We start from the raw sequence: 12,661 nt of genomic DNA on the forward strand, positions 1-12,661 counted from the left end.
ACTAAACGAGGAGTGGGTACGTTTTATGAAGAAAAAGTCAGCGGGTATATTATTTAGTCTATCAGTTGCAGGATTTATAATTGCATCTTCAAATGCACATGCTAACACCTCAGGAGAAACAAGCGAACCAATACATAATATTGAACAATCGGTAAATAAAAATGACTATATACAACAAAATATATCGTCGACAGAAGATAAAAACATTTCTTCTAAAGATACAACAAGAACAAAAAATGAACCTCAAAATGACACTTTAAACGCTGAAGATAATAATCAAAATAATATAGAGCCAGCAAAAGAAAATGGACAGATGAACATAAATTCATCAGATGAAAAGCAAGAACAGCAAGAACAAAATGAGCAAGATATTACTGATCAACAAACTCTAGATGCTACAAATACAGAAGAGAATTTACTAACTGAAAAGACTCAAAGTAAAAAACAAAACGAGGAAATAAGTGAAACACCGCCTAAAAACACAATTAATTCCAATGAGCATATAGCATCAAATCATAACCCAGGAAATACTGAACAAAAAGAAACAAGCGCAACAAATGAAAATACCAATAATACAACTAAAGAAAAAAGTGAAGATCAATCAGATAACAAATTTACAGAACAACAAGACCATCACAATGGAAGTACAAAGATGGACCAATCAGTGAAAGCAACAAATACTGAAACACAAAAAAATGAACAACCATCAAATGAAATGCCACAAACGTCTCAAAATATTTCAGAAAAACCAGCTAGTGAATCTCAACAAGCGACTCAAAATCAACAATCAAACGAACATCGTTACCCAATTTTAACAATTGGTGCGGATAATTCAGAAAAAAATCTCACTTGGTACCATGAATCAGATGAACAAGGCTACGTGGAAATTGCAGAAGCAAACAAAGATGAAGATTTTTCTAATGCAAGACGTATTAAAGGACAAACGCATGAGGGAAGTAACACGGAACTATTTTTAAATAAAGATGTACCAGATATGAATTATACACAAGCCACGCTATCCAATATAGAAGAAAATAAAGAATATATGTATCGTTTTTATAATGGTGACAACGGAGAGAAATCAGCAATACGCCGATTTGATACTAATAATAATGGCGAAACTAACTTTATTGCAATAGCTGATCCACAATTAGGTGCTTCAGGTAATTTAGAAGAAGATAATGCAGGATGGCAAAACACAGTAAATCAAATGGATCAATTAAACAAGAATCCTGATTTCTTATTGAGTTTAGGTGATCAAGTTAATGAACCTTGGGATGAAAAAGCTTATAGTGGTTTCATTGAAGCACAAGGTATGGAGAATTTTACAGTTGTACCCACATTAGGTAATCACGATAGAGCAAACAAAGCATTTTCCCAACATTTCAACCTACCGAATTTACAAGATGATGGAAAAAATTTAGCGAGTTCAAATTTTTACTATACTCATAATGATACTTTGTTTGTAAGTTTGAATTCGGAAAGCTTGGATTTTAAAGGTCATGAAGAAACACTTCGACGTGCAATCGAAGATACAAAGGGTCAAGACCCTAAATGGATTGTTGGTTTAACACACCGTAATCCATACTCTGCAGGTAAACACTCAGATACATTAGCAACTAAAAATAGATGTAATCACATTGCACCTTTAATGGAAAAATATAATGTAGATCTTGTATTAGGTGGTCATGATCATTCTTACAGTCGTTCGCATGTCATGAAAGGTAAAGAACCACAAGTACAATGGGATGAAAATGGTGAAGCACCGCAATCGTATACAAATCCAGATGGTACAGTTTATGTTACTTTAAATTCTTCGAGTGGTAGTAAATTTTATGAGCTTGATGGTGAAAAAGATTACGCTGCGAAATCAATTCAAGACAACACACCTACATTTAGTAAAGTAAATATCAAAGATTCATATATTGAAGTCCTAACATATCATGTACCTCAAGGTTCAGAAGAATTAGGTGAACCTATTGATAAAGTACGTATTAATAAATCATAAATGTTTTACATGAAACATTCCTTGTAAAACCCCTCACATCAGAAAGGTCAGTCATCGGGTTGTCTGGCCGAACAATGCCAGGCGTCTAGAAAAAAACAATGAAGCACGCACTTCTTATCTAAAAGGAGTGCGTGCTTTTCATATCTTAAAAGGTAACTACTAGCCTAGATATTTCCGCATTTTATATACTTTAATATCGCCTTCACCAGTTTCACCTACATAATCGTAACCTTGTTTCTGGTACAAGCGCTGGGCAGAAGTGTTATTAATTTCTACCGTCAGTGAAATAATATCATAGCCTTTATGTAAGGCAAGTTGTTCAGCATAAGTAAGTAGCTTTTTAGCTATACCCATACCTCTAAATTGAGAAAGTGTGGCAAGCATGCTTACATGATATTCTCCTGAACTACCTTCATCTAAATTAATCAAAGCGACTATAGCTTTAAAGTTATTGATGAACTGAGGCACTATTTGCAGTTTCTGTATTTTTACTATCTGTTCGACAGTGGCTAATGTCTGACTTTCAAGCGTATCATAAGGAAGACAAGAGATAGCACCGGCGGGTTGACCATTTACAAAAAGCAATCATCGTGTTATTGTAGCTAAATCGATTGCTATTTTGTCGCCATAGATTTTGCATGCCTTGTTCAAGTTTAATTTCATCTTCTGTATTGAAAAAGACTTTGGCCATGTCATGAATTGCTAATATGTTAAAATACCCACCTTTTGGTAATTCAGGATAGGCAGGTTTAATTACTAAACGTGACAAAATAATCCTCCATTCATGATTTAAGATTTATATTAACATTTACCCTTAAAGTGACAGAAATAAATTGAATATCAAATTATTTTACAAAGAACTATCTGATATTACGGTAATTGATAATATGTAAAGTGTTCAACTTATTCGTTGTAAAATAAATAACCTAAACAATTAATAATAAAATAAATAATTAGACGTTTGCAATACAAGTGTATTGTGCTAAACTTAAAATCAAGGCATTCGAACGTGAAGGGATACCTAAGTTTATATTAAGGGGAAAATGAATAATGAAAGAAAAACTAATTTTATCAACGATACTTGCTGGAACGCTTGTGTTAACAGGATGTACGAATGACTCATCGCAGAAGGGTTCCGAAGAAAGTAATAATAAAAATCATGCAAGTGAATCGAAAAATAAAGAAAATGGCAAACCTTATAGTGACGTGGCGTATCCTAAAGATGGCGTGAAAGGTATTTATGTTAGTGCAAATTCAACAAATGGAGGAAAATTTAAAGAATTAACAACATTTATTGATGAGACTGACTTAAATGCGATGGTTATTGATGTTAAAGATGATACAGGTAATGTGACTATCAATTTTAATACTGGTAATAAGCAGATTGATGATAATACGATTGATATCGTAGATGCAAAGCCATTACTAAAAAAAATGGAAGAAAAGAATATTTATCCCATTGCGAGAATTGTTACTTTTAAAGACTCAAAATTAGCTGAAGACCACCCAGAATGGTCATTTAGAGAAGAAGATGGCAGTGTATGGGAAAGTGATGGCGGTGATAAATTCGTTAACCCATTTAACAAAAATGTATGGAATTATAATATTGATATTTCTAAAGAGGCGGCTAAAGCTGGATTTAAAGATATCCAATATGATTATGTACGTTTTCCTGAAGGATTTGAAAATGTGGAAGGTAGCTTGCAATATAGCAAAGATGGATACGAAGATAGTAAGTTAAGTGATGTAGACCAGCGTGTTGATACAGTCACTCAATTTTTAAGTACTGCTAGAAAAGAATTAAAAGATTATGATGTGAAAGTATCAGCTGATGTATTTGGCTATGCGGCAATGGTAGAAGAGGCTCCTGGAATAGGTCAAAGCTTCCCTAAAATAGCTGAAAATACAGACGCAATTTCATCTATGATTTATCCTTCGCATTGGAGTCCAGGAGATTTCGGTCTTGCAGCACCAGATAAAGAACCTTACAAAGCAATAGATAATTATTTAGATAAAGAAACGTCAGTGCTAAATGCATTAGGCAAAGACAAACCAAAATCACGCCCATGGTTACAAGATTTTACTGCTCAGTATTTAGGTGAAGGTAATTATAAAGCGTATGATAGTCAAGCAATTGAGGATCAAGTTAGAGCGCTTAAAGATCACGGCGTAAATGAATTTTTACTGTGGAATGCTGCGAATGATTATACAACAGGCGTAGATTACACACCTGAGGCAGATAAAGAGAAATCAAAAGAAAATAAACAAGAGTTAAAGGACGAATCAAAAGAAAGCAAAGATAAAGAAAAATAATATTTAACTAAATTAAATGGCCGACAAAGACTCAAACTTTGTCGACCATTTTTGCGTGTGTTTGTATTGCTCATTCACAAAAAACTAAAAGAGATTACTTACTATCCTAATAAAATTCATGGGGGATAGTAGTCTAGAAATAATAAGTTTACTTAGTATCTATTTGAGTAATGAATTTCTTATACAGGAAGGTTTATATATTTTTGAACTTTATCAATTTGTTCTTTAAAATCGCCACCAAATTTATTTTCAAAAAAAGCTCCACCGATTGTAAAGGCCCAGGGTGAAAGACTTTTTATGAGATCTAATCTTTCATAGCTATCAATACTACCTGCCACACAAACAGGAACGTCTATTTTTGATACAAATTCAGTAATTAATTCAACTGGGTCGCCTGTATATCTGTAACCTAATAAATCGAAACCATATATGCCATTATTTAAGCACACTTGTGCCTCATCTAAAATTTCATCAATAGTACCATTGAGCACAGAAGGTCTATCACTTATTTTTCCAGCAAAGGGTAAATACTTTAAATTATTGTTTTTACAAAACTCGTTAACTGATTCAAAATATACAGTCCCCATGAGTAAATCACAGTTACATTCTCTTGCTAATAATGCACCTTCCATACATTTTTCCTCAGTATATTCTACAATTTCGAGTATAGTTATTTTTTTACAATTTTTCATATAAGAAAATAGTTCCTTCATTTCTGTTAATGGAAGTCCTTTATCTTTAAATCCCCAATATTTCACATTAGAATCTTTGCATTGTTCAAAAATTTCATATGCATTTTTAACTGTATAATCATTATGAGTAAGCATTACAATTAGTTCACTACTGTTCACTGAGTATCTCCCTTTCAAAACTTTTTAAAAAGTAAAATTAATATAAAAACGCTTAATTGACTTTCATTTAGTGTTAGCTTACACTTAAATTATAATTAGAACAACCTTACATTTAAATATAATTAATATATTTTTTTATATTGAATTTGAATAATGTGATTTTATGGAGGATAAAAGTGAAAAAAATATTGTTTCCACACGCATATTTAGAAAGCGTATTTGATATTGATTTTGAAAAAGTTTATAACCTTGGTTACGAGGCACTAATTTTTGATATAGATAGTACACTTGTACCTCATGGAAATGATTCAACTGATGAAATAGATGAGTTGTTTAAATTTATACATAGTTTAGGTTTGAAAACTATTTTACTCTCTAACAATAGTGAAGAACGAATTGAATCATTCAATACAAACATAAAAACCTCGTTTATTCCATTAGCAAACAAACCACATAAATCGAATTATCTAAAAGCCATTAAAATGTTAGGTGTAGAAAAATCCAAAGTTTTATTCATTGGCGATCAAATTTTCACGGATATTCTAGGAGCAAACTTGTGTGGTATCAAAAATGTATTGGTCAAGTTCTTAGTTCATGAAGGTGAAATTAAAATAGGAAAAAAAAGAAAAGTAGAAAATATAATATTGAAAATATTCACTCTAAATCAATCCTATACAAAATCGCAATTTAAAATAGAAAGGTGAAAAAAGCATGGCGAAAAGAAAGCAGTTAAGCGAAATCAGCCCATTGTTTTATAATGTAGCTGTTAAAAAAGAAACAGTTAAAAGACATATGGAAAACATTTTAAAGCAAAAAACCTTTTCTACAGAAATTGGAGAAGAGATATTGCCCAATATAGTATATAAGTACGCTTCAGACCTAATAAAAACAGGTAAAGATATAGACCCAATATTACAAGAAAATAAAGCTTTTAATATCAATTTATCTGCATCAAAAATAAACGGTATTATTATTCATCCAAATGAAGAATTTTCATTCTGGAAGTTAGTTGGTAAGATAAAAGAAAGTAATGGATATAGAGAGGGACGCGTCATTATCAACAATAAAGTGCAAGCAGGAATTGGTGGTGGATTATGTAATCTAGCTAATTCATTAAATCTTTTAGTATTGCACAGTCCCTTAGAAATAACTGAATTTCATAATCATTCTGATGCTTTAGCTCCTGATAATGGGGAAAGAAAACCTTTGAAAAATGGTACGTCTGTTTCATACAATTATGTAGATTACCGTTTTAAAAATACAACGAGTCAAAATATGCAAGTTCGTCTTTGGTGTGAAGAAAATAAATTATTTGCAGAATTAAGAAGTGAACATGAATTAGCAGAAAAGCATTACATAGTTGAAGAAGACCACCATTTTGTAGAAAATAGTGATAAATATTATAGGAAGTCTAAAATATATAAAATAACACAAGACGCTATCACATCAAAAACATTAAAAAAAGAGTTAGTACTGGATAATTACTCTGAAGTTATGTTTGATTATAATCTAATTCCAAATGAACAAATTAGAAGAAGTGCTACTATCGAAAATAAGAAGGAAGTATCTTAACAAGATAGTTGAGTTTGTGAACATAACTTAATTGGACAGAGTTCATTATTATTAGGATTTTCTTAAATGTGTTGAAGGTAAATACATGCATCCACCTATTACTTAAAAATAAGTTCTTCATATTTGTAAAAAAATTTGAAAAGCACCTTCACTAAAACCACTACTCGTGGAATTGGTGAAGGTGTTTTTTAATATAATAAGAAAGTATATAGTCCAAAGATAAATTAAAGCTTCAAACAATTTTAACAATCTTTAAATGTGATGACGTATCTGTATTAATAAAATAATGCTTAAATAGTATTATAGATATTTATAAAGTGGAGGATAAAATGAAAGACAATAGAGTAGTGATTGCATCTGTGACAAATGAAAAACAGTTAGAAACTGTTCTAAAATATCAAGATAATATAAAAGCAGTGTTTATTTTAACGGGTAACTTTATAAACATAAAAGAGTATGTGAAGTTGTATCAATCACATGGCATTGATGTTTATATTCATGTAGAGATGATTAAAGGATTAAAATTAGATGATTTTGGTTTTAAATACATAAAACAAATGATCCAACCCCAAGGTGTTCTAACCACAAAAACGAGCCATGTTAAATTAGCTAAGAAAAATGCCATCTTTGTGATTCAACGTTTCTTCTTAGCGGACCATGATATGAAAGAAAATATCATTAATACTGCTCGTGTAAGCCAACCTGATTTGTTAGAAATAATGCCAACAATTACATCATTTTTAATCAACTCAATTCAGTCACAAGTGAAGATACCAATTATTATGGGTGGTTTAGTAGATAAAGAAAGTTATTTAACTCAAGCACTTGAAGATGGTGCATTAGGCGTATCGACAGCGAATGAAGAGATGTGGAGAAGAGAATTTACTAAATTTTTACATGAGCATTGATGAAACTCAATATTGGTTTGTTACATTGAATATGACAAGTAAACGATAGGCAATTGGAGAGCCAAATAAGCGTGTATTTACACGTTTATTTGGCTATTTTTTTGGGAGGTTTTAAGGAAAATGAAAAAAATTGGTTTTCTATTGTGTATTGGATTGTTGTTTTTAGCCGGTTGTAGCGCTGAAGGAAAAAACAATAAGACAAAAGATGGCAAGGTCAAAATAGAATATTGGCATGTCAATGCAGAGACGCAAGGCGGTAAAACTGTAAAAGAACTTGTGAAAGATTTTAATGCGCAAAGCGATGATGTTTACGTGCAATCTAAATATAATCCAGACATGTATAAAGGATTAATACAAAATATGATGACTGAAGCGGCGGGTGGAAGGACACCAGATGTTGTTCAAATTGGTTGGTCATTTAAAAATTATTACAAAGATAACTTTGAATATACATCACCTGAAGATGTCATTAATGAATCATTTCCAGAAGATAAGAAATTTATAGAGGAAAAATTTGATGACAAAATGTTGAGTATTGCACAGGATGAAAAAGGTGAGCAATTAGGCTTGCCATATTCTGTCAGTAGCCCCGTAATGTTTATAAATAAAGATATTTTACGTAAGGCAAATTTAGATGAAAGTGGTCCGAAAACATGGGAAGAAGTTAAAACATATGCTGAAACGATTCGAAATAAATCAAATCAATATGGCGTGTTTATACAAGAACCAGCTGATAGTTGGGCACAACAAGCAATCGTTGATAGTAACGGTGGCAATATTGTTAAAGATGGAAAAGCGTCATTTGCGAGTGAAGAAGGCGTAGAAGCGTATCAATTGATGCAAGATATGGTGAAAAATAAATCAGCATTACATACAAATGATGAACAAGGACAACAAAGCTTTATTAACGGGGAAGTTGGTATGTTATTTACAACCAATGCGAAACAAACACATATTAAAGATAATGCCAAGTTTGATGTGGAAGCGATAGAAATGCCTGGATGGGAAGGCAAAGAGAAAAAAGTCCCAGCTGGTGGATCAATGCTAGGCATTACTTCAGATACAAAAGAAGAACAAGAAGCATCGTGGAAGTTTATGAAGTACCTATATAAAGTAGAGAACATAGCGAAATGGACAAAAGGTACAGGATATGTGCCGCCTCGTAACGATGTTGTAGATGACCCAAAAGGCTTGAAATCATATGTTGCAGAAAATGAAATGATGCAACCCGCAATTAAACAGATGAGGAATGTTGTACCATGGGCTGCGTTCCCGGGTAATAGTGGTTTAGAAGCCGAGCAACAGCTCATTGATATGCGAGATAAGATACTCGGTGAAGATGCAAATGTAAACCAAACAATGAAAGAAACACAAAATATAATTAATCAAGAATTAGATTAACAAGTTGAGGAGGACACTTAATGAATAAAAAATGGTTACCTTATGCGCTGTTATTACCATCTGTAATCATCATTTTAATATTTAACATTATTCCTTTAATTTATACCGTATATTTAAGTTTTTTTGATTGGAATATGGTTAAAACACATAAAGAATTTGTGGGATTGAATAATTATATTGATCTTTTTACAGATCCTAAATTTTATATGATTATCATTCAAACATTTGCTTATATTGTATTACTAATCGTATTTAATACAGTGATGACTTACATTTTTGCATTTATTGTAGATTACTTTGTAGGCAAAGGTAAACGGATTTATCAAACGGTATTATTTATACCTTCCGTAATTTCTTTAGTGGTAGGAGCGATGGTGTTTCTTTGGATATTAAATCCTGTATCAGGACCTGTAGCACAAATACTTGGTGTGTTTGGCTTATCGATACCGAATTGGACAACAACAAATGGCTGGGTCATATTTGTGATTAGTTTAATCGTTGCTTGGAAAGTGTTTGGTTATAACTTCCTAGTACTATATTCGAGTATTATCGGTATTCCAAGAGAGATGATTGAAGCGGCAAAAATAGATAATGTAAAACCATCGCGTATTTTTATCGATATTATTTTACCAATGAGTTCGGCGACAGGGTTTTATATTTTAATTATGACGATTGTCCAAGGGTTACAGTATGTCTTTACGCCCATTAGCGTCATTACTAAAGGCGGCCCAAATTATCAGAGTAGTAACTTAATCTATCATGCTTACCACGAAGGTTTTACTTTATATAAGACAGGAATGTCAGCTGCAGTATCAACAATTACACTAATTATTTTCTTTTTACTATTACTGGTTCAGTTTTTAGTGGTTGAGAGGAGGGTTAAGTATGAAAACTAAATCTTATATTGCGCATATTGTATTAATTACGTGTATATTATTGGCAATTTATCCGATTATTTTTGCGGTAAGTAATTCATTAAAAAAGTTAAGTTATGCGTATGATTCTATGCTTAATTTAATTCCGATACCATTTACGATGGAGAATTTCGATAAGCTAGTTAATGATATTCCATTGCTACAAATTACGACGAATACATTCGTAATTGCGAGTGTGATTACGATTGTTAAAGTAGCAATCTCATTTTTAGCAGCGTTTGCCATTGTCTTTTACCAATTTAAATTTAAAAAAGTGACATATATAGTACTTGTAGCAACTATTTTCGTGCCATTTACAGTAACAATGGTTCCGAACTATATTATTATGGCACGTTTAGGATTTGTGGATTCGGTTTGGGGTGTCATTTTACCACAGCTCGCAGACGCAATTGGTATATTCATGTTAACGCAGTCTATGCGTAATATTCCGAGAGCTTTATTAGACTCGCTTCAAGTAGATAATATTTCAGTGTGGCACACGATGAAAGATGTAATTGTACCGATTACTAAGCCCGCACTAACATCTACAAGTATTTGGTTTTTTATATTGTCATGGAATGAATATATCTGGCCGAATTTAATGTTGAAAAATGAAGAAAATTATACGTTACCTTTAGCATTACAACTGTTCGTAAGTTCAGAAGGTGGAACAAACTTTACTGTGGCGATGGCCTTAAGTGTATTAACGATGGCGATTCCACTCATTATATATTTAGTGTTCCAACGTTTTATTATCGATACCTTTACTACTAGTGGAATTAAATAGGAGGATGACAATGGGTATTTTAGAATTGAAAAATTTAAATAAATCATTTGGTGACACCAAAGTAATTGAGGATTTAACTTTAAAAATAAATGACGGTGAACGTGTTGTGTTTTTAGGTCCTTCTGGGTGTGGAAAGTCTACCATACTCAGAATGATTTCAGGTATTGAGAGTGTTTCAGACGGTCAAATTCTTTTTGATGATAAAGATGTAACAAGTTATGAACCGGGGGAAAGAGACATTGCGATGGTCTTTCAAAACTATGCATTGTATCCGCATATGAGTGTAGAGAAAAATATTACTTATGCATTAAAACGGAATAAAGTACCACAAGAAGAGATTAACCAGAGACTGGACCAAGCACTTTCTATACTTGATTTGAAACATTTAAAAGAGCGTAAACCGAGTGAATTATCAGGTGGTCAACGTCAAAGGGTTGCGTTAGGGCGCGCAGTTGTTAAAAATGCTTCATATTTCTTATTAGATGAACCATTGTCTAATTTAGATGCCTTATTACGTGTTTCTGCAAGAAGAGAGTTGTTGCATTTACATGACATGTACCAACATACCTTTATTTTTGTAACGCATGATCAGTTAGAAGCGATGGCATTGGCAGATCGTATTGCATTGTTTAATAAGGGTGAAATACAAATGTTCGACACACCTGAAAATATTTATAATCATCCACGTAATGTCTTTACGGCACGTTTTATTGGTGCACCTCCGATGAATATTTTGGATGCAACATATGAAAAGAATCGACTTAAATTTGATGACCAACTTTCAATTAATGCAGAAAGTTTAAAACAACAACATCTAAATCAGTATGAGGGGCATCAACTTTTAGTTGGTATTCGTCCTGAAGCAGTTCATATTACAGACGAACCAACGGAGCTGAAATTTGAAATAGAAGATATTGAAAATTTAGGTGAATGCTACAGTCTCATTGGTAATTTAAACCAACAGACACTGACTGTGAAAAGCTATGACAAACCTGAACAATTAGTTGTAAATGTAAAGTTTGAGATGAATAAAGTAATATTGTTTGACCCAAATACAGAAATAAATATTGAGGAGGGATAATCATGGCATTAATCTTAAGTACAAATGCATATATTAGAAGCGGGTTAGCACCAATTTATAGTCTATTAGAAGTAAATCCCAATTTAGGCATAGAACTTTTTGGTAACAATCAAGATGAAGCTTATACGAAGGAATTACTTGAGCTAGGTAAAGATTCACAACGTTTCTTAACATATCATGAACAAATTTTTGATGTAGAGCATTCGCGTCCTAGAGAAGAAGACCCATATAGCTTAAAACAAATTAGATTGGCAATTGAACACTGCGTGGCATTAGGGATTAAAGATATTGTTTACCATGTAAATAATGTAGCTATTAACAATAAACAGCAAATGATTGCTGAGACAGCATATAATTTAGACGATATTACGTCAGAAGCGAAAGTACAAGGTGTAAACATTTTAGTAGAAAATGTAGGGGTAGATACTAAGCAAAATAAACTGTTTACAGAATCAGAATTTATTGATTTCTGTAAAGAAAGAGAGAACAGTGTATTAATTGATGTGGGACATGCTAACGCTAATAATTGGGATTTAGAACATGTGGTTCAACAATTTAAGCATAAGATTAAATTCTATCATTTACACAACAATGATGGTAAACATGATGACCACAATTTATTGCATGAAGGAACATTAGATATGGATGCATTTTTTGAAATGTATCATCAATATACGCCGAACGCACATCTGACTTTAGAATATAATTATGATATAGGTGAACAACCAGAAAACATCCAACGGGATATTAATTATGTAGTAGGTAAAATGGAAAGTAAATAAGGTGAAATAAGCACTGTAATACACATAACGACTCGATAAATCAG

General features: G+C 32.3%; 13 protein-coding genes. 10 read left to right on the forward strand and 3 right to left on the reverse strand.

Annotated features, from left to right (window positions below; translation table 11 throughout):
- Window positions 1-25: 25 nt before the first annotated feature.
- Complete coding sequence (locus tag SOJ_RS01895) at window positions 26-2,008, forward strand: metallophosphoesterase family protein (protein WP_002506381.1); 1,983 nt, start codon at window positions 26-28, stop codon at window positions 2,006-2,008.
- 159 nt (window positions 2,009-2,167) lie between these two features.
- On the opposite strand, the gene SOJ_RS14670 is transcribed toward SOJ_RS01895, so the two are convergent.
- Window positions 2,168-2,476, reverse strand: coding sequence for a GNAT family N-acetyltransferase (locus SOJ_RS14670; protein WP_238536956.1), 309 nt, complete (start codon window positions 2,474-2,476; stop codon window positions 2,168-2,170).
- A gap of 64 nt (window positions 2,477-2,540) precedes the next feature.
- On the reverse strand, window positions 2,541-2,777 hold the full coding sequence (locus tag SOJ_RS14675; protein ID WP_238536957.1) for a hypothetical protein: 237 nt from the start codon (window positions 2,775-2,777) through the stop codon (window positions 2,541-2,543).
- A gap of 281 nt (window positions 2,778-3,058) precedes the next feature.
- On the opposite strand from SOJ_RS14675, the gene SOJ_RS01905 reads away from it, so the two are divergent.
- Window positions 3,059-4,321, forward strand: a complete 1,263-nt coding sequence (locus tag SOJ_RS01905) for a putative glycoside hydrolase (RefSeq protein ID WP_002506383.1) — start codon at window positions 3,059-3,061, stop codon at window positions 4,319-4,321.
- Between the two features lie 179 nt (window positions 4,322-4,500).
- Here the strand turns inward: SOJ_RS01905 and SOJ_RS01910 are convergent, their stop codons facing one another.
- On the reverse strand, window positions 4,501-5,172 hold the full coding sequence (locus SOJ_RS01910) for a hypothetical protein (RefSeq protein ID WP_002506384.1): 672 nt from the start codon (window positions 5,170-5,172) through the stop codon (window positions 4,501-4,503).
- 176 nt (window positions 5,173-5,348) lie between these two features.
- Between SOJ_RS01910 and SOJ_RS14680 the strand changes: the two genes are divergently transcribed.
- The 8 genes from SOJ_RS14680 (at window position 5,349) to SOJ_RS01950 (ending at window position 12,617) form a co-directional block, all read left to right on the forward strand.
- The gene (locus tag SOJ_RS14680; protein ID WP_002506385.1) at window positions 5,349-5,876 is read left to right on the forward strand and encodes a YqeG family HAD IIIA-type phosphatase; all 528 of its coding nucleotides are present in this window, start codon (window positions 5,349-5,351) and stop codon (window positions 5,874-5,876) included.
- Between the two features lie 7 nt (window positions 5,877-5,883).
- Window positions 5,884-6,744 carry a VanW family protein gene (locus tag SOJ_RS14685; RefSeq protein ID WP_002506386.1) on the forward strand — a complete coding sequence of 287 codons (861 nt, stop codon included), beginning with the start codon at window positions 5,884-5,886 and terminating at the stop codon, window positions 6,742-6,744.
- 329 nt (window positions 6,745-7,073) lie between these two features.
- On the forward strand, window positions 7,074-7,652 hold the full coding sequence (locus SOJ_RS01925; protein ID WP_002506387.1) for a glycerol-3-phosphate responsive antiterminator: 579 nt from the start codon (window positions 7,074-7,076) through the stop codon (window positions 7,650-7,652).
- A 120-nt stretch (window positions 7,653-7,772) separates the two neighbouring features.
- Window positions 7,773-9,053 (forward strand): ABC transporter substrate-binding protein, encoded by a 1,281-nt coding sequence (locus SOJ_RS01930; protein ID WP_002506388.1) that lies wholly within the window; start codon window positions 7,773-7,775, stop codon window positions 9,051-9,053.
- Window positions 9,054-9,073: 20 nt separating this feature from the next.
- A complete protein-coding gene (locus tag SOJ_RS01935; RefSeq protein ID WP_002506389.1) occupies window positions 9,074-9,949 on the forward strand; it encodes a carbohydrate ABC transporter permease in 876 nt (291 codons plus the stop codon).
- Entirely contained in the window at window positions 9,939-10,754 is an 816-nt protein-coding gene (locus tag SOJ_RS01940) for a carbohydrate ABC transporter permease (protein ID WP_002506390.1), read from the forward strand. The genes SOJ_RS01935 and SOJ_RS01940 overlap by 11 nt, the downstream gene beginning before the upstream one ends.
- 10 nt (window positions 10,755-10,764) lie before the next feature.
- Window positions 10,765-11,835: an ABC transporter ATP-binding protein gene (locus SOJ_RS01945; protein ID WP_002506391.1), complete on the forward strand. Its 1,071-nt coding sequence runs from the start codon at window positions 10,765-10,767 to the stop codon at window positions 11,833-11,835.
- Between the two features lie 2 nt (window positions 11,836-11,837).
- Entirely contained in the window at window positions 11,838-12,617 is a 780-nt protein-coding gene (locus tag SOJ_RS01950) for a sugar phosphate isomerase/epimerase family protein (RefSeq protein ID WP_002506392.1), read from the forward strand.
- Window positions 12,618-12,661: the final 44 nt, after the last annotated feature.

The organism is Staphylococcus sp. OJ82, assembly GCF_000294465.1.
Taxonomy (GTDB): domain Bacteria; phylum Bacillota; class Bacilli; order Staphylococcales; family Staphylococcaceae; genus Staphylococcus; species Staphylococcus equorum.